Here is a 17,217-nt window from a genome sequence, read left to right as displayed (position 1 = left end):
AGGTTTCGCGCCAGAACGGCGAAGGCCGCGCGGGGCCTGGGCCTGGAGGTTTTTCACATGGGGCGGTGCTGGCGGGGAAGCAGGGGGTTGTTGCGTGGGAAGCAGTGGGGAAGCAGGCGGGAGGGTGTCGTGGGGGCGGCGCGGTGATGGGTTTCGCTTCGCTCTACCCATCCTGCGTGGGGCATCGGATTCGCAGGATGGGTGGCGTTCCGCGAGCGAAGCGGAACCCCGGCGGTGGTGGCTCGCTCAGCGGGCGCTGAGCTGGCCCTTGAGGCTGGGCCAGTAGTCTTCCAGGTGCAGGTCGATCAGGGCCTGGTTGGTGAAGCGGGTGGCGAGGGATTGGCCGATGTCGACGTCCTCGCGGATCAGGCGGTTGTCCAGGGCGTAGCGGGTGAGGGCCTGGTAGTGGGCCTTGAGCTGCTGGTCGCTCTTGGGCGCCCAGCGGTCCTTCCAGGCGACCGGGTCGCCCTGGTCATCGCGGCGCAGGACGCTCTCCGGGGTGCCGGCGCGGGAGGAGAGCTGGTAGTAGGCGTCCTGGTTCTGCTCCTGGGAGATCCACCAGGCGGCCTTGACCCAGGCGGTGGCGAGCAGCTGGGTGACGTCGGGATGGCGCTGGATGAAGTCGTCGGTGCCCCAGAGGTCGGAGACCAGGCGCCAGTCGTTGGAGCCCTGCTTGGTGGACCAGATGATGCGGCCCACGCCCTTGTCTTCGAGCAGGTAGGACTCGTTGAGCAGCACGGCGGCGTCGACCTTGCCGGCGGAGACGGCGGCGGCGCCGACCTGGGGGTTGAGGTTGGCGATCTTGAAGTCGGTCAGGGCCAGGCCCTTGCTGGCGAGGAAGTTGCTGAAGGCGAATTCCCAGGGGCGGCCGCGGTGCAGGGCGATGCGCTTGCCCTTGAGGTCGTCGATGCTTTTGGCCGGGGAGTTGGCCGGCACCACCAGGTACACGTTGTTGCCGTTGCCGCCGGGCACGACCAGCTTGCCGGGTACGCCGCCAGCGGCGCCGATCACCGAGGGCAGGTCGCCGCGCACGGCGAAGTCGATGCTGTTGTTGGAGAAGCCTTCGTTGATCTGCGGGCCGGCGCCGGCGTGGGGCAGGGCGATCCAGTCGAGTTTGATGCCGCGCTTGTCCAGCTCCGAGGCCAGCCAGCCTTCTTCGATCACCCGGCCGGGGATGCCGCCGAACACCGGCTTGCCGCCCTGGGTGTAGGCGACGATGGCGATCTTCACCGAGGCGGGGGCTTCGGCGGCCTGGGCGCCGAAAGCGAAGGCCAGGGAGGCGAGGGCCGCCAGGCTGCTGCGCCAGATTCTGTTCATGGTTCCACTCCTTGCAAGGCGTGCCGGTGAGCCCGGCTGATGCTGCGGTGGGAGCAGGATGCATGCCATGGCGCGGGCGCTGGCCGCCGGGGCCAGTGCTGGCGCGGGTTTGCTCGTGTGGGGTGTGCTGCGGGGCTGGTGCGGCAGTGCTGGTGCCGGCACAAGGGATTGCTGGGGCGTTGCTGCTGGGGCAGCAGTCGGGTCGCTTATATCTTTTATGGAATATATAAATGCTAATTAATAATTTTTTAGTCTATTTGGATTGATGCACTATGGCGACGCGCCCATCTCTGCCAGGAATGCATCATGTCGCTGCTCACCCACCCCAATGCCCGCGAACTGACCAAGTCCGTGCGTGCCACGGTCCTGGTCTTCAAGGACCCGCGTTCGCAGGAGCTGCTCAACCGTATCGAGCGTCTGGCGCCGAGCGAGGCCAATGCCCTGATCATCGGTGAGACCGGCACCGGCAAGGAGCTGGTGGCGCGGCACATCCATCACCTCAGCCGTCGCGGCAAGGAGCCTTTCGTGGCGGTCAACTGCGGCGCCTTCCCCGAGTCGCTGGTGGAGAGCGAGCTGTTCGGCCACGAGAAGGGGGCCTTCACCGGGGCGACCAACAGCAAGGCCGGCTGGTTCGAGGCGGCCAACGGCGGGACGCTGTTCCTCGACGAGATCGGCGACCTGCCGCTGAACATGCAGGTGAAGCTGCTGCGCGTGCTGCAGGAGCGGGAGGTGGTGCGCCTGGGCTCGCGCACCCCGATCCCGATCAATGTGCGCCTGGTGGCGGCGACCAACGTCAACCTGGCCGATGCGGTGGTGGCGGGGCATTTCCGCGAGGACCTGTTCTACCGCCTGCACGTGGCGACCATCCGCCTGCCCCCGCTGCGCGAGCGGCCGGGTGACATCCTGCCGCTGGCAGAGTTCTTCCTGGAGGAGCATTGCCAGCGCCTGGGCTACAACCGCGCCTCCTTGAGCGTGGAGGCCGAGCGCAAGCTGCTGACCCACAGCTGGCCGGGCAACATCCGCGAGCTGGAGAACGCCATCCACCATGCGCTGCTGGTGTGCCGCAACCAGCAGGTGCAGCCCGGTGACCTGCACCTGGTGGACATGCGCCCGTCGGGTGTGCGCCACGACCAGCCGCAGGGCGTGCTGGCCGGGCCGGCCGCGCCGGTGGACCTGGAGGCGGCGCTGACGGCGCTGTTCGAGCAGAACCGCCCGGACCTGTACGAGCACATCGAGGAGACGGTGTTCCGCACCGCCTACCGTTTCTGCCACGGCAACCAGTTGCAGACCGGGCGCCTGCTGGGCATCAGCCGCAATATCGTGCGGGCGCGGCTGGAGAAGATCGGCGAGCTGGAGGTGAGCCCGAGGGGCGCGCGTATCGCCTGAGTGCCGGGCGGGTTCCCGGGCTGAGGCCCGGGCTAGGGATGGAGTGACGAGAGGGGCCCAACCGCTGGTTGGGCCCCTTTTTCATGGGGTCGGGGATGTGGTGTGGCGGGTCATGATGGGTTTCGCGTGGCTCTGCCCATCCCACGACAGCCGGCATGAGTTCGTGCTGGAACACAGGTGCTTGATATATCGAACAGTCGGTGCGTATTTTGTGCACGCCGCCAATTCGGCGTGATCGCAGTACCCACAAGGACAACAAGCATGACTACCGACGTCCCAGGTTCCCTCGCAGAACGACTGGCCGGCATCGACGAGATCGAGTGCGTCACCCCTGACCTCAACGGGGTGATGCGGGGCAAGGTGATGACCGGCGAGGGCTTCCTCTCCGGGCGCCGTTTGCAGCTGGCACGGGGCGTGTTGCTGCAATGCATCATGGGTGGCTACCCGGCGGCGAAGTATTACGGCAGCGACGACGGTGACCTGGCGCTGGTGGCCGAGCCGAGCCAGGTGCACCGCCTGCCCTGGAGCGCCAACCCGCGCGCCCTGGCCATCTGCGACGCCCAGGAGCTGGACGGGCGGCCGTCCGGCCTGTCGACCCGCGGCCTGCTGCGCCGCGTGCTGGAGCGCTACGCCGCCCACGGCTGGGCCCCGGTGGTGGCCACCGAGCTGGAGTTCTTCGTCTTTGCGCCGAACCCCGACCCGCACCAGAGCTTCCAGCCGCCGCTGGGCCTGGACGGGCGCCGCGAGGACGGCTGCTCGGCGTTCAGCGTGACCTCCAACAACGGCCTGCGCCCGTTCTTCGAGGAGGTCTATGCGTGCATGGAGCTGCTGGGCATGCCCCGCGACACCTTCATGCACGAGATGGGCGTGAGCCAGTTCGAGATCAACCTGCTGCATGGCGATGCGATGCTGCTGGCGGACCAGACGTTCCTGTTCAAGCACATGCTCAAGGAGGTGGCGCTCAAGCACGGGGTGACGGTGGTGTGCATGGCCAAGCCGCTGGCGCACACGCCGGGCAGCTCGATGCACATTCACCAGAGCGTGGTGACGATCGGGGAGGGGCGGAATATTTTCAGCGACGGGGCGGGCGAGGCGACCGATGCCTTCTACCATTTCATTGGCGGGCAGCAGGCGGCGATGGCGGATTTCACCGGGCTGTTCGCGCCGAACGTGAATTCCTACCAGCGCCTCTGCCACCCCTATGCGTCGCCGAACAATGCCTGCTGGTCCCACGACAATCGCGCCGCGGGGCTGCGCATTCCGGCCAGCGCGCCGGTGGCGAGGCGGGTGGAGAACCGTTTGCCGGGCGCCGACGCCAACCCGTACCTGGCCATTGCGGCCAGCCTGGCGGCGGGGCTGCACGGCATGGAGCAGCGGATCGCGCCGAGCGCGCCCATGCAGGGCGAGTTCGATATTCCCGAATCCCTGGTCCTGCCCTGTACCCTGCATGCCGCTCTGGAGCGTCTGAAGCGCAGTGATCTGGCCCGGGAACTGTTCGGGGAGGAGTTCATCGAAGGCTACATCGCTACCAAGACGATGGAGCTGACCAGCTTCTTCGACCAGATCACCCCCTGGGAGCGGCGCGTACTGGCCGCCCAGGCGTAGCATCCCCCCTTGCGGGCCGCATATGGCGGCCCGCTCTTGTTCAAGGAGCGCATGGAAAGCCAATGGGTCGTGTCTTGAAGTCCTTTCGTGCCCTTTACTTCGCCACGCTGCTGATGCTCATCGGTTCCGGCCTGCTCAGTACCTACCTGGGCCTGCGCCTGGCCGCCGACAAGGTGGACGGTCTGTGGGTCGGTGCGCTGATGGCGGCCAACTACCTGGGCCTGATCCTCGGCGGCAAGCTGGGGCACCGGTTGATCGCGCGGGTGGGACATATCCGTGCCTACGTGGCCTGTGCCGGTGCGGTGACGGCGGCGGTGCTGGGGCATGGCCTGATCGATTGGCTGCCGGCGTGGCTGTTCATGCGCATGCTGGTGGGCCTGGGAATGATGTGCCAGTACATGGTCATCGAGAGCTGGCTCACCGAGCAGGCGGACGCCGGCCAGCGTGGCCAGGTGTTCGCCGGCTACATGGTGGCGTCCTACCTGGGCCTGGTGCTGGGCCAGCTGGTGCTGGTGCTGCACCCGAACCTGGGCCCGGAGCTGCTGATGCTGGTGGCGATGTGCTTCGCGCTGTGCCTGGTGCCGGTGGCGGTGACCCGCAAGATCCACCCGGCGCCGTTGCATCCGGCGCCCCTGGAGCCACGCTTCTTCATCAAGCGCGTGCCGCAGTCGATGACCACGGTGCTGATCTCCGGGCTGATGCTCGGCTCCTTCTATGGCCTGGCGCCGCTCTATGCCACGCGGCAGGGGTTGTCCACGGAGCAGATCGGTCTGTTCATGGGCTGCTGCATCCTCGCCGGCCTGCTGGTGCAGTGGCCGCTGGGCTGGCTGTCGGACCGCCATGACCGGGCGATGCTGATCCGCACCGTCGCCGCGCTGCTGGTGCTGGCGGCCCTGCCGCTGGCGCTGATGCCGCAGGTGCCGATGGAGCTGCTGTTCCCCATGGGCTTCCTGGTCTGCATGCTGCAGTTCACCCTCTACCCGCTGGCGGTGGCGTTCTCCAACGACCATATCGAGGCGGAGCGGCGGGTCTCGCTGACCGCCATGCTGCTGATCACCTTCGGCGTCGGCGCGAGCGTCGGTCCGCTGGTCACCGGTGCGCTGATGAAGCAGGTGGGGCCGAACATGTTCTATGCCTTCGCCAGCCTCTGCGCGCTGGTGCTGGTGCTGCGTGTGCGGCCCGACAAGGTGACCGGGCTGCACCGCGTCGACGAGGCGCCGTTGCATCACGTGGCGACCCCGGAGGTCAGCTCGCCCCTGGTGGCCGCCCTCGACCCGCGCGTGGACGAGCAGGTGGTGCACGAGCAGATGGGCGGCGACAGCTTCACGCCGCCGCCCCCGCCCCCCGAGGAGCCCCGTCCCAGCTGATGGCGACGGGCGTCCCCTATCGGCGCCGAATCAATGCCGCTCGCCGCTGTCGGAACTACTCGCCCGGGCGCTCGCTGCTGCGCGCCCGCTACCGGACCGAGGAGGGCTGACCATGAGCTTGAGCATTTCCCTGCACCTGCTGGCCCGGGCGCCACAGCCCGGCAGCGTCAAGAACCGGTTGGTGCCGGTGCTGGGCGAGGAGGGTGCGAGTGTCCTGCAGCGGCAGTTGGTCGAGCGGGCGCTGGGCCTGCCGGTGGCGGGGTTCGGCGAGCGCTTCCTGTGGCTGGACGATGGTCCTGACGAAGCGCTTTCGAGTCTTGCCGGCGAGCTGGGCTGGACCGTGATCGGCCAGCCGGCGGGCGACCTGGGCGAGCGCATGCGCCGCATCGCCGCGCTGGGCCTGGCGGAAAGCGATGCGGTGGTGCTGTTCGGTCACGACAGCCCGGCACTGGATGCGGATTACCTGGCAGCGGCCTGCGAGGCCTTGCAGCAACATCAGGCGGTGCTCGGGCCGACGGAGGAAGGTGGCTACGTGCTGCTGGGCCTGCGCCGGGTCGATCCACGGCTGTTCGAGGCGATGCCCTGGGGCAGCGATCGGCTGCTGGCGCTCACCTGCGAACGCCTGAAGGAGCTGGAGTGGAGCCATGGCCTGTTGCCGGTGATGTGGGCGCTGGACCGGCCGGAGCACTTGCCGCGCCTGGCGGAGCTCGGGATAGAGGTGCGCGTGCCGTGAGGGGCGTGCACCGCTCGCGAGGCGAGCGGTGCGGGTGGCTAGAACAGGTCGTCCTTGTCGAAGCGCCGGGCTTCGCGCTGCAGCTGGTAGACGAAGCGTTCGATTAGGCGCTGTTCCTGGCCGCTTGAGCGGTAGAAGCGCATGCCGACGAAGGTCATGTCGAGCTTTTCGTCGTAGCTGGCGTGGCGCAGTTCGACGGCGGCGACCAGGGTGCCGACCGGCAGCTGGGCGCTGAAGCGCTCATAGACCTGGCCAGGCTGCAGGCGGCTGGTGAGGTCGCCCGGGAAGCGCAGCTTGCAGCCGGTGGCGGAGATATCCAGCATGTGCCCGGGCAGGCCCTTGGGCAGCTTGTCGCCGGCCAGTTCCACCACCGCCAGCTGGCTGAGCATCAGCGGAGCGCGGAAGGCGTTGCGACGCTGGTGGTAGATCACCTCTTCGGGCAGCGGGCACCAGTAGCAGGCATCGCCTTGGAACTCCCCGACGCGCACGGGCAGCGGGCTCTCCCAGGCGATGCGCACGCCATCGCGGAAACCTTCCAGGCGGAAGCTTTCGCCATTGCGCAGGTAGCGCTCACCATCGTTGGGGATCATCTCGTCGAGGGCCAGCATCTTCTTGTCCTTGTCGATCTCGACGAGGTAGGTCTGGAAGCGCTGGCTGCGCTCGTTGAAGGTGATGATCAGCGGGTCGTGGTTTTGCTGCAGCAGACGAAGATTGGCAAGGATCTCCACCGGCGCCTTGAGCACCTTGGGTGGTTGGGGGCCATCTTCTTCGATAAACGCATTGGACACGGTCCAGGACTCTCCAAGCACGAATGACTTCCGGCACTAGCATACTGGCATCGTGCCGGTAATGTCGTCGTACCTTTATTGTTATCAGGCCTGGCTGAGCGGGCGCTGTCGCGGGATTCTAGCGGCACCGCCACGGCTGTCATAGAGGCTGGGAGCATCCTGACCACGCAGAATCGCCAGGGTGCTGCCGACCGAGGCCTGATTCGCACGAATCAGCCGGCCATTGCGCTGGTTGGCGGTCTGGCATTGCTCGAGCACGGCGCTCAGTTCCTCGCTGCGGGCGATCAGGTCGGCCCCCAGCGGCGAGGTTTCGGCGAGCTTGTGCAGGCCGGCACGGTCGGCGGTCAGGTCCAGCGCAAGGAGGGCTTCGGTGCGCTCTTTGCCATGGGCATCGAGCAGGGCGAGCAGGGGCTGCTTGTCGGCGAGGATCTTTTCGAGATGGCCCAGGTCACGCTCGGTGAGGGCCTTGAATTCGGTATCGATCAGCTCAAGCAGACGCTGGGCGTGGCCGATATCGTTGGTGAACAGGTCGAGCAGGATAGTGTCTTGCATCGCGGGCTCTGGGGATTGGGCGTCCAATATCCCCAGCGCTGCCATGGGACTAGCGCTGGGATTCGAAGTCGAGCAGTTTGCTGGCCACGCGCTGACTGTCTACCTGATAGGAGCCGTCGGCAATGGCCTGTTTGATTTTTTCGACGCGTTCCTTGTCCACGGTGGGCAGGTCACGCAGTTTGTCGGTGGCTTTCTGCAGGTTCTGCGCATCGCTGCTGAGCTGCACGTTCTCACCGGTCTTGGCGGTCTTGGCCGCGTCGGTGGTGGCAGCCTGCGACGGAGTCGTCGAGCTGGAGACGGCTTCGTTCTTGCCGCCGGCCTGGGCGTTGCTCGTACGGCCCGTACCGGGCGGCGTAGCGGCGTTATTCAGCCGGTTGAAGTCGATGACCATGATGCAGAACCTCTGGGTGTTTGGACGCTTACCGACGCTATCGGCCATGCCCAATGAAACTTTAGGCAAATTTCCGGACTTTTTTTCCGGGCCTGGAAGTGACGTCGGAACGGCACTTTACACGAGATGACGTATTTACATACAAGACCCGTGCCTACATTGCGACTTCGACCTGGCCCGGGCCTACCACCCGGGCTTTGACAACGCGCTTGGACTGCAGGTTGCGTACTCTTATCTGCTGCCCCGGCGAGCCGTCGGACAGGGCCTCGCCGGGCATGCGCACGCTGATGCTGCTGCTCCTGGCGGTGATCACCACCTGGTCGCCCTTGCGGATCACCTCTGCGGTCTCCAGGTGCACCGGCGCCAGCACCTGGTCGGCGACCACGGCGCGGGTCAGCTTGAAGCCTTCGGCCTGTGCGGGGTCGGTGAGGTAGCCCTGGTTGAGCAGGCCCACCTCGCGTTCCACCAGGTTGTAGTCATCCGAGGTGACGACCGCCCCCCTGCGCAGCGGACGGGCTACTACTATTACTTCCCGGAACAGCCGCACCTGCGCGGGGACGTAGATGCTCCACGGCGTGCTGCCTTCGCAGCGCACGCTGACGGTGACCCGGCCGATGGGTTGTGCCGGGCTTTCCAGTGCGACCGTCAATTCCCTGTCGCAGGCGGCGAGACGCAGGCGCGGGTCGAGACGGTTGATCTGAATGTCGTAACGACCCTGGATATTGTTGGTCTGCAGATAATCCTCCACCGTGAACTCAAGAAAGCCTTGGGTGGAGCCGATAAGGACTTCGGGCGAAGTGAGTTCCTCAGCCGAGGCGCCGTTATGGCCGAGGCCGAGCAAAACAAGTAAAAGAGCCTTAAAAAGATGGCGGCGTTGTGCCATCGTGTGTCGGAAAATCGTCGTCATAGCGTTCATATCAAGATCAAAAGCAAGGCCCGTGCCGCCTGCTACTCTAAGGCGAAGCGTGCTGAAGCTAATAACGGGAGAGTCCTGGCATGGCCGGTGTATTGGATTCGGTTAACCAGCGTACGCAACTGGTCGGTCAGAACCGGCTGGAGTTGCTGCTGTTCCGGCTGGATGGGACCCAGCTCTACGGGATCAACGTGTTCAAGGTGAAGGAGGTGCTGCAATGCCCCAAGCTCACCATCATGCCCAAGTCGAGCCCGGTGGTTCGCGGTGTGGCCAATATCCGCGGGGGCACCATTCCCATCCTCGACCTGGCCATGGCCACCGGTCGACGCGGGCTGGATGACCTGAAGAACAGCTTCGTCATCATCACGGAATACAACACCAAGGTTCAGGGTTTCCTGGTGCGCTCGGTGGAGCGCATCGTCAACATGAACTGGGAGGAGATCCATCCGCCACCCAAGGGGACCGGTCGTGAGCACTACCTGACCGCGGTCACCCGGGTCGACAAGAACCTGGTGGAGATCATCGACGTGGAGAAGATCCTCGCCGAGGTCGCACCGACTTCCGAAGTCATTTCCGAGGGCGTGATCGACCAGAACACCCAGGCCAGTGCCGTCACCAAGCGGGTGCTGATCGTCGACGACTCGTCGGTGGCCCGCAAGCAGCTGATCCGCTGCCTGGAGACGGTGGGCGTCGAGGTCACGGCGCTCAACGACGGCCGCCAGGCGTACAACTACCTGCACGACATGGTCGAGCAGGGCAAGGCGCCGGAGAAGGAGTTGCTGATGATCATTTCCGACATCGAGATGCCGGAAATGGACGGCTACACGCTGACGGCGGAGATCCGAGGCGATGCGAGAATGCAGAAACTGCACATCCTCCTGCATACTTCGCTCTCCGGCGTGTTCAACCAGGCGATGGTGAAGAAGGTCGGCGCGGATGATTTCCTCGCCAAGTTCCGACCCGACGACCTGGCGGCGCGGGTGATCGAGCGGATCAGAATCGCTGATGGCGGCTGAGGGATGACTCCCCCAGGAAACAGATATGAATGAGGCGGGCCTAGTGTCTTCAGGTAACTTGGATTTCGAGCAGTTCCGGACCTTCCTGGAAAAAACCTGCGGCATCCTGCTGGGAAGCAACAAGCAGTACCTGGTATCCAGCCGCCTTAACAAGCTGATGGAGCAGAACGGCATCAAGACCCTGGGGGAGCTGATCCAGAAGATCCAGGGTTCCCCCCGAGGCGGCCTGCGCGAGCAGGTCGTCGATGCCATGACCACCAACGAGACCCTGTGGTTTCGCGACACCTATCCCTTCGAGGTACTGAAGAGCCGGGTGTTGCCGGAGATGATCAAGGCCTCGCCCAATCAGCCGCTGCGCATCTGGTCGGCGGCCAGTTCGTCCGGGCAGGAGCCGTTCTCCCTGTCCATGGCGATCGACGAGTTCGAGAAGACCAACCTCGGCCAGCTCAAGGCCGGCGTGCGCATCGTCGCCACCGACCTGTCCAGCGCCATGCTCGCCGCCTGCAAGGCCGGCGAGTACGACAGCCTGGCGATGGGGCGCGGGCTCTCCCAGGAGCGCCTGACCCGTTACTTCGACCCCAAAGGGCCGGGGCGCTGGGTGGTCAAGCCGGCGATCCGCAACCGTGTCGAGTTCCGCCCGCTGAACCTGCTGGACAGCTACGCGGCACTGGGCAAGTTCGACATCGTCTTCTGCCGCAACGTGCTGATCTACTTCTCCGCCGAGGTGAAGAAGGACATCCTCACGCGCATCCACGCCACGCTGAAACCCGGCGGCTACCTGTTCCTCGGTGCGTCCGAGGCGCTCAACGGCCTGCCGGACCTGTACCAGATGGTGCAGTGCAGCCCGGGGATCATCTACAAGGTCAAGTGACCCGCGGATGAAATGAAGAAGGGAGGCGAAAGCCTCCCTTTTCATTGGCACCGCAACGGTGGCGCGTACCCTCAAACCAGCGTGCGGGTCACGTTGATGTTGCCCTGGGTCGCGTTGGAGTAGGGGCACACCACGTGCGCCTTGTCGATCAGGTCCTTGGCCACGGCCTTGTCGACGCCCGGCAGGGAGATGCGCAGCTCCACCTCGATGCCGAAACCCGTGGGCAGCGTGCCGATGCCGACGATGCCTTCGATGGACGCGTCGTCCGGCAGGGCGACCTTCTCCTTGCCGGCCACGAACTTGATGGCACCGAGGAAGCACGCCGAATAGCCGGCCGCAAACAACTGCTCGGGGTTGGTTCCTTCACCTCCCGGCCCGCCCAGTTCCTTGGGCGTGGTCAGCTTCACATCCAGCACGCCATCGGACGAAACGGCACGGCCTTCACGGCCGCCGTAGGCTTCGGCGTAGGCGCGGTACAGGGCTTTTTCGATGGGCATTTCGATCTCCTCGGGTTCGTCGATCAAGGGGCGATGGCGGCGTTGCGCAGCGGCTGCCGCCAAGCGGAAACCAAAGCCTAGACCACGTGGGCAAAAGGAGAGGGCAGGGCGGCGATCGCCGCTGGCGGCCATTGCCGCCCAGCGGCAAGATCGCCCAACCGCGTTGCCGTCGGCACCGGCAAAAGCGGTAATGCCTTGCCGTTGCCGCTTCGATTGCCGCTCGGATTTATATCAAGTCATTGAAAATAAAGGGTTTTAAAAGTTGGCACAGCCTTTGCTGAATGTCAGGCAGACAAACCGAACTGCCACTCGGCAAAGGTCAGAGACATGAGCATCAGCTTCGAAAGCGCCCTTGGCATCCATGAAAAGGCCCTCAACTTCCGCACCCAGCGTGCCGAAGTGCTGGCCAACAACATCGCCAACGCCGACACGCCCAACTACAAGGCGCGTGACCTGGACTTCAAGGCCGTGCTCCAGCAGCAGGTGGAGAACAGCAAGGGCACCTTCCATGCCAACCTGACCAACGAGCGCCACATCGCCGCCGAAGGCGCCAGCCTGTTCGACGAAAGCCTCAAGTACCGGATTCCGTTCCAGCCCTCGATCGACCAGAACACCGTCGACCTGCAGCAGGAACAATCGACCTACACCGAGAACTCCATGCAGTTCCAGGCCAGCTTCACCCTGCTCAACAGCAAGTTCAAAGGGCTGGTCAGCGCCCTGCGCGGCGAATAAGAGGAGATCACACCATGTCACTGTCCAGCGTCTTCAACATTGCCGGCACCGGCATGAGCGCCCAGAGCACTCGCCTGAACACCATCTCCAGCAACATCGCCAACGCCGAGACGGTGTCCTCCAGCATCAACCAGACCTACCGTGCCCGTCACCCGGTCTTCTCGACCATGTTCCAGAGCCAGCTCAACAGCGAGGGCGGCAGCAGCGGCTCGCTGTTCGCCGGCGAGGACGAATCCGGTCGTGGCGTGCAGGTGCTCGGTGTGATCGAAGACCAGAGCGCCCTGACCCCGCGCTACGAGCCGAACCACCCGGCTGCCAACGCCGATGGCTACGTGTACTACCCCAACGTCAACGTGGTGGAAGAGATGGCCGACATGATTTCCGCCAGTCGCGCCTTCCAGACCAACGTCGAAATGATGAACACCGCCAAGCAGATGATGCAGCGCGTGCTGACCCTGGGTCAGTAAGGCGCGAGTGAGGGAACAAGATGAGCGTTGACAGCGTAAGCGGAACTTCGAGCAGCTCGGTCCTCGACCAGTACAAGCTCAAGGACAACGACAAGACCAAGGACAGCTCGCTGGGCAAGGACCAGTTCCTGCAGCTGCTGGTGGCCCAGATGAACAACCAGAACCCGCTGGACCCGCAGACCAACAGCGAGTTCGTCGCGCAACTGGCCCAGTTCAGTACCGTGGAAGGCCTCGACAACCTGAACACCAGTGTCGAGAGCATCCTTTCCAGCACCCAGTCCTCGCAGGCGCTGCAGGCGTCCTCCCTGGTCGGCCGCAAGGTCATCGTCACCACCAACAAGGCGGTGGTGGACACCAGCGAGACCATGAAGGGCAGCATCAACCTCACCGGCGCCAGCACCAACGTCTACGTCAACGTGCTGGACAGCAAGGGCAACACCGTCAACCGCATCAACCTGGGCGCCCAGAGTGCCGGCCAGGTCAGCTTCATGTGGGACGGCAAGGATTCGAGCGGCAACGTCGCGCCGAACGGTACCTACACCTTCCAGGCCGAGGCGGCCATCGACGGCAAGACGGTGGCGATGTCCACCAACCTGCCGGCGAACGTGGACAGCGTCACCCTCGGCCTGAATGGCGCCGAGATGACGCTCAACCTCGCCGGGCTGGGCAGCGTCGCACTCTCCAAGGTCAAGGTCATCGGTCAATAATCGTCGGCGGCGCCGGCGTTACAGGAGCATCCCATGTCGTTCAATATCGGACTCAGCGGCATCCGTGCCGCCTCCAGTGACCTCAATATCACTGGCAACAACATCGCCAACGCCGGCACCGTCGGCTTCAAGCAATCCCGTGGCGAGTTCCAGGACCTATACTCGGCCTCCGTGCTCGGTTCCGGCAGCAAGACCATCGGCAGCGGCGTGCTGCTGGGCAACGTCGCCCAGCTCTACAACCAAGGCACCATCGACTACACCGAGAACGCCCTCGACCTGGCGGTGAACGGCAACGGCTTCTTCATCACCAGCAACAACGGCGCCATCAGCTACACCCGCGCCGGCTACTTCGGCACCGACAAGAACGGCTACATCGTCGACAACAACGGCTATCGCCTGCAGGGCTACTCGGTGGATGCCAACGGTGCGCTGCAGAGCGGCGTGGTCGGCGACCTGGTGATCCAGACCAACAACCAGCAGCCCAAGGCCACCACCACCATCACCCAGCCGTTCAACCTCAACTCCACCAACACGGTGCCGACCAAGACGCCGTTCGACCCGGCCGACCCGACCACCTACAACTCGTCGACCTCGGTGAACATCTATGACGCCCAGGGCAACGCCCACGTCATGACCCAGTACTTCGTCAAGTCGGCCACCCCGGCCAACTCCTGGACCATGAACGTGCTGATCGACGGTCGCAACCCGACCAACCCGGCCAGCACCGCGCCGATCAGCACCACGGTGGGCTTCACCAGCTCCGGCCAGCTCGACACCAGCACCTTCACCGGCACGGGCGGCTTCACCGTCAACGCCGACGGCACCCTGGGCATCACCGGCTGGGTGCCGGCACAGTCCAACGGCGCCACGCCGCCGGTCTGGAGCGCCAACGGTGCCGCCGCCGCGCCGACCATCAGCTTCGATATCCGTGGCTCGACCCAGTTCTCCAGCGCCTTCGCGGTGACCAAGGTCGCCCAGGACGGCTACACCACCGGCCAACTGTCGGGCCTGGAGATCGACGACGAGGGCAACATCTTCGCCCGCTACACCAACGGCCAGTCGAAGATTCAGGGCCAGGTGGTGCTGGCGAACTTCGCCAACGTCCAGGGCCTGACCCCGGTGGGCAAGACCTCCTGGGTGCAGTCCTCCGAATCCGGCGAGCCGGTCATCGGCACACCGCGTTCCGGCACCCTGGGCGCCCTGCAGTCCGGCGCCCTGGAGGCCTCCAACGTCGACATCTCCACCGAGCTCGTCGACCTGATCGTGGCGCAGCGCAACTACCAGGCCAACGCCAAGACCATCGAGACCGAGAACGCGGTCACCCAGACCATCATCAACCTGCGTTGAGTGGTGCTTGCCGCCCGGGTCATCGGGCGGCAAGGACCTTGCCGCTGGCGGCAGCCCCTCGCCGCCACGGCATTCGAAGGCCCCTTGCTTGGGCCTTTTTCTTTTGCATTTTTTCTTATGTATCAGTGGCTTGTACTGGTTTTTCCGTTTCTGGCACAGCAATTGCTGAATAGCCTGCAAAGAGTCAGCGGGCGTCAAAAGCCCACTCGGAGAACCCCATGGACAAGATGCTGTACGTCTCCATGTCAGGCGCCAGCCAGAACACCCTGGCCCAGCGTGCCCACGCCAACAACCTGGCGAACATTTCCACTACGGGCTTTCGCCGCGACTATGAGCAGGCCCGTTCCATGCCCGTGTTCGGCGACACCTTTCCGGCGCGCGTCTACGCCATGAGCGAGCGCCCCGGCACCGACTTCACCCCGGGCTCCATGCAGGAAACCGGTCGTGACCTGGACATCGCCATCGGTGGCCAGGGCTGGATCGCCGTGCAGTCGGGCAACGGCAGCGAAGCCTATGTGCGCACCGCCAGCCTGCAGGTCGACGCCCTCGGCCAGCTGCGTACCGGCGACGGTTTGCCGGTGATCGGCAATTCCGGTCCCATCGCCATCCCGCCGGAACAGAAGGTGGAGATCGGCGCCGACGGCACCATCAGCATCCGTTCCCTGGGCGAGGCCCCGAACGTGATGGCCCAGGTCGACCGCATCAAGCTGGTCAACCCCGATCTCAAGCAGCTTGAAAAAGGCACCGACGGCCTGATGCGCCTCAAGAGCGGCCAGCCCGCGCCGGTGGATGGCGCCGTCCAGGTGACCTCGGGCTTCCTCGAGGGCAGCAACGTCAACGCGGTGGAAGAGATGACCGCGATCCTCTCGCTGTCCCGCCAGTTCGAACTGCACGTGAAGATGATGCGCACCGCCGAAGACGATGCTTCGGCGATGGCACGGGTCATGCAACTCAGCTAATTACCAGTACGCGGCGCCATGAAACCGGCGCCCGAGGAGAACGAAGATGCTTCCGGCACTCTGGGTCAGCAAGACGGGCCTCGCGGCTCAGGACATGAACCTGACCACCATTTCCAACAACTTGGCGAACGTATCGACCACGGGTTTCAAACGTGATCGCGCCGAGTTCGAGGACCTGCTGTACCAGATCCGCCGCCAGCCCGGCGCGCAGAGCACCCAGGACAGCGAACTGCCCAGCGGCCTGCAACTGGGTACCGGTGTGCGCATCGCCGGCACCCAGAAGATCTTCACCCAGGGCAGCCTGCAGACCACCGAGCAGCCGCTCGACCTGGCGGTGAACGGCCGTGGCTTCTTCCAGATCCTGATGCCGGACGGCACCGTCGCCTACACCCGCGATGGCAGCTTCCACCTGAACTCCGACGGCCAGGTCGTCACCTCCCAGGGCTATCCCCTGGAGCCGGCGATCGTGCTGCCGGCCGAGGTGCAGACCTTCACCGTGGGCGAGGACGGCACCGCGTCCGTCACCACCTTCGGCAACCCGACGCCGCAGGTGATCGGCAACATCCAGACCGCCGACTTCGTCAACTACGGCGGCCTGCAGGCCATCGGCAACAACCTGTTCCTGGAGACCGCCTCCAGCGGTGCGCCGCAGGTCGGCACCCCCGGCCTGACCGGCCTGGGCAACGTGCTGCAGAACACCCTGGAGAACTCCAACGTCAGCGTGGTCGAGGAACTGGTGAACATGATCACCACCCAGCGCGCCTACGAGATGAACTCCAAGGTCATCTCCACGGCCGACTCGATGCTCGGATTCCTCTCGCAGAACCTGTAATACCCTCGAGGTAAGTTGTCATGAACCGGCTGATCCTTCCTGTCTCGCTGCTCGCCGCCCACCTGCTCACCGGGTGCGTCGCGCCGGCCGCCAAGCCGAACGATCCCTATTACGCCCCTGTCCTGCCGCGCACGCCCATGCCCGCCGCGCAGAACAACGGCTCCATTTATCAGGCCGGCTTCGAAACCAATCTCTACGACGACCGCAAGGCGTATCGTGTGGGTGACATCATCACCATCACCCTCAACGAGCGTACCCAGGCCAGCAAGAACGCCACCTCGCAGATCAAGAAGGACAGCACCGCCAACCTCGGGCTGACCTCGCTGTTCGGCGGCGGCGTGCGGGTCGACAACCCCAGCACCGGCCTCAATCCGCTCAAGGCGGAGAACCTGTCCATGGACGTCGGCTACAGCGGCACCCGCGACACCAGCGGCAACTCCCAGGCGGGACAGAGCAACAGCCTCAGCGGCTCGATCACCGTCACCGTCTCCGAAGTGCTGCCCAACGGCATCCTCGCCGTGCGCGGCGAGAAGTGGATGACCCTGAACACCGGCGACGAACTGGTGCGCATCGCCGGCCTGGTCCGCGCCGACGACATCGGCACCGACAACAGCGTCTCCTCCAACCGCATCGCCGATGCGCGCATCACCTATTCCGGCACCGGCGCCTTCGCCGATGCCAGCCAGCCAGGATGGTTCGACCGCTTCTTCATGAGCCCGCTGTGGCCGTTCTGAGCA

Annotated in this window: 19 protein-coding genes; 13 read left to right on the top strand and 6 right to left on the bottom strand. The window is 65.0% G+C overall.

The genetic code is table 11. From position 1 onward, the window contains the following. Window positions 1–246: 246 nt before the first annotated feature. Window positions 247–1,317 (bottom strand): ABC transporter substrate-binding protein, encoded by a 1,071-nt coding sequence (locus HSX14_RS19950; RefSeq protein WP_173177678.1) that lies wholly within the window; start codon window positions 1,315–1,317, stop codon window positions 247–249. A 306-nt stretch (window positions 1,318–1,623) separates the two neighbouring features. Here HSX14_RS19950 and HSX14_RS19945 point away from each other — a divergent pair, with 306 nt between their 5' ends. From HSX14_RS19945 to HSX14_RS19930, 4 genes are all read left to right on the top strand, one after another. Then, the gene (locus HSX14_RS19945) at window positions 1,624–2,703 is read left to right on the top strand and encodes a sigma-54 interaction domain-containing protein (protein ID WP_173177680.1); all 1,080 of its coding nucleotides are present in this window, start codon (window positions 1,624–1,626) and stop codon (window positions 2,701–2,703) included. A gap of 363 nt (window positions 2,704–3,066) precedes the next feature. Beyond that, on the top strand, window positions 3,067–4,308 hold the full coding sequence (locus HSX14_RS19940) for a glutamine synthetase family protein (protein WP_173177901.1): 1,242 nt from the start codon (window positions 3,067–3,069) through the stop codon (window positions 4,306–4,308). A 62-nt stretch (window positions 4,309–4,370) separates the two neighbouring features. After that, complete coding sequence (locus HSX14_RS19935) at window positions 4,371–5,675, top strand: MFS transporter (protein ID WP_173177682.1); 1,305 nt, start codon at window positions 4,371–4,373, stop codon at window positions 5,673–5,675. 112 nt (window positions 5,676–5,787) lie between these two features. Beyond that, on the top strand, window positions 5,788–6,408 hold the full coding sequence (locus HSX14_RS19930) for a TIGR04282 family arsenosugar biosynthesis glycosyltransferase (RefSeq protein ID WP_173177684.1): 621 nt from the start codon (window positions 5,788–5,790) through the stop codon (window positions 6,406–6,408). Window positions 6,409–6,446: 38 nt separating this feature from the next. Here HSX14_RS19930 and HSX14_RS19925 read toward each other — a convergent pair whose 3' ends face one another. The 4 genes from HSX14_RS19925 to flgA all read right to left on the bottom strand — a co-directional run bounded on the left by HSX14_RS19925 (window position 6,447) and on the right by flgA (window position 9,055). Continuing rightward, window positions 6,447–7,196 carry a flagellar brake protein gene (locus HSX14_RS19925; RefSeq protein ID WP_173177693.1) on the bottom strand — a complete coding sequence of 250 codons (750 nt, stop codon included), beginning with the start codon at window positions 7,194–7,196 and terminating at the stop codon, window positions 6,447–6,449. 84 nt (window positions 7,197–7,280) lie between these two features. Continuing rightward, a complete protein-coding gene (locus tag HSX14_RS19920; RefSeq protein WP_173177695.1) occupies window positions 7,281–7,748 on the bottom strand; it encodes a flagella synthesis protein FlgN in 468 nt (155 codons plus the stop codon). Between the two features lie 49 nt (window positions 7,749–7,797). Then, the gene (gene flgM, locus HSX14_RS19915; RefSeq protein WP_173177706.1) at window positions 7,798–8,139 is read right to left on the bottom strand and encodes a flagellar biosynthesis anti-sigma factor FlgM; all 342 of its coding nucleotides are present in this window, start codon (window positions 8,137–8,139) and stop codon (window positions 7,798–7,800) included. A gap of 154 nt (window positions 8,140–8,293) precedes the next feature. Then, complete coding sequence (gene flgA, locus HSX14_RS19910; protein ID WP_111260927.1) at window positions 8,294–9,055, bottom strand: flagellar basal body P-ring formation chaperone FlgA; 762 nt, start codon at window positions 9,053–9,055, stop codon at window positions 8,294–8,296. An 80-nt stretch (window positions 9,056–9,135) separates the two neighbouring features. Between flgA and HSX14_RS19905 the strand changes: the two genes are divergently transcribed. Beyond that, entirely contained in the window at window positions 9,136–10,068 is a 933-nt protein-coding gene (locus HSX14_RS19905; RefSeq protein WP_111260926.1) for a chemotaxis protein CheV, read from the top strand. 43 nt (window positions 10,069–10,111) lie between these two features. Continuing rightward, window positions 10,112–10,939: a protein-glutamate O-methyltransferase CheR gene (cheR, locus tag HSX14_RS19900; protein WP_173177708.1), complete on the top strand. Its 828-nt coding sequence runs from the start codon at window positions 10,112–10,114 to the stop codon at window positions 10,937–10,939. A 71-nt stretch (window positions 10,940–11,010) separates the two neighbouring features. Here the strand turns inward: cheR and HSX14_RS19895 are convergent, their stop codons facing one another. Continuing rightward, window positions 11,011–11,436: an organic hydroperoxide resistance protein gene (locus tag HSX14_RS19895; RefSeq protein WP_173177710.1), complete on the bottom strand. Its 426-nt coding sequence runs from the start codon at window positions 11,434–11,436 to the stop codon at window positions 11,011–11,013. A gap of 327 nt (window positions 11,437–11,763) precedes the next feature. Here HSX14_RS19895 and flgB point away from each other — a divergent pair, with 327 nt between their 5' ends. The 7 genes from flgB (at window position 11,764) to flgH (ending at window position 17,214) form a co-directional block, all read left to right on the top strand. After that, complete coding sequence (gene flgB / locus HSX14_RS19890) at window positions 11,764–12,168, top strand: flagellar basal body rod protein FlgB (protein WP_173177712.1); 405 nt, start codon at window positions 11,764–11,766, stop codon at window positions 12,166–12,168. A gap of 14 nt (window positions 12,169–12,182) precedes the next feature. Then, window positions 12,183–12,635: a flagellar basal body rod protein FlgC gene (gene flgC, locus HSX14_RS19885; protein WP_173177714.1), complete on the top strand. Its 453-nt coding sequence runs from the start codon at window positions 12,183–12,185 to the stop codon at window positions 12,633–12,635. A 20-nt stretch (window positions 12,636–12,655) separates the two neighbouring features. Continuing rightward, window positions 12,656–13,342 (top strand): flagellar hook assembly protein FlgD, encoded by a 687-nt coding sequence (flgD, locus tag HSX14_RS19880; protein ID WP_111260922.1) that lies wholly within the window; start codon window positions 12,656–12,658, stop codon window positions 13,340–13,342. 33 nt (window positions 13,343–13,375) lie between these two features. After that, window positions 13,376–14,689, top strand: a complete 1,314-nt coding sequence (gene flgE / locus HSX14_RS19875; protein ID WP_173177716.1) for a flagellar hook protein FlgE — start codon at window positions 13,376–13,378, stop codon at window positions 14,687–14,689. A gap of 218 nt (window positions 14,690–14,907) precedes the next feature. Continuing rightward, window positions 14,908–15,648: a flagellar basal body rod protein FlgF gene (locus HSX14_RS19870; RefSeq protein ID WP_173177718.1), complete on the top strand. Its 741-nt coding sequence runs from the start codon at window positions 14,908–14,910 to the stop codon at window positions 15,646–15,648. Window positions 15,649–15,694: 46 nt separating this feature from the next. After that, a complete protein-coding gene (flgG, locus tag HSX14_RS19865; RefSeq protein ID WP_111260919.1) occupies window positions 15,695–16,480 on the top strand; it encodes a flagellar basal-body rod protein FlgG in 786 nt (261 codons plus the stop codon). Between the two features lie 20 nt (window positions 16,481–16,500). Next, window positions 16,501–17,214 carry a flagellar basal body L-ring protein FlgH gene (flgH, locus tag HSX14_RS19860; RefSeq protein ID WP_021220622.1) on the top strand — a complete coding sequence of 238 codons (714 nt, stop codon included), beginning with the start codon at window positions 16,501–16,503 and terminating at the stop codon, window positions 17,212–17,214. The last annotated feature ends 3 nt before the right edge of the window (window positions 17,215–17,217 follow it).

This window comes from Pseudomonas tohonis, from assembly GCF_012767755.2.
Lineage (GTDB): Bacteria > Pseudomonadota > Gammaproteobacteria > Pseudomonadales > Pseudomonadaceae > Metapseudomonas > Metapseudomonas tohonis.
Note: the sequence above shows the minus strand (reverse complement) of the source record. Positions and strands in the feature narration are given on the sequence as shown.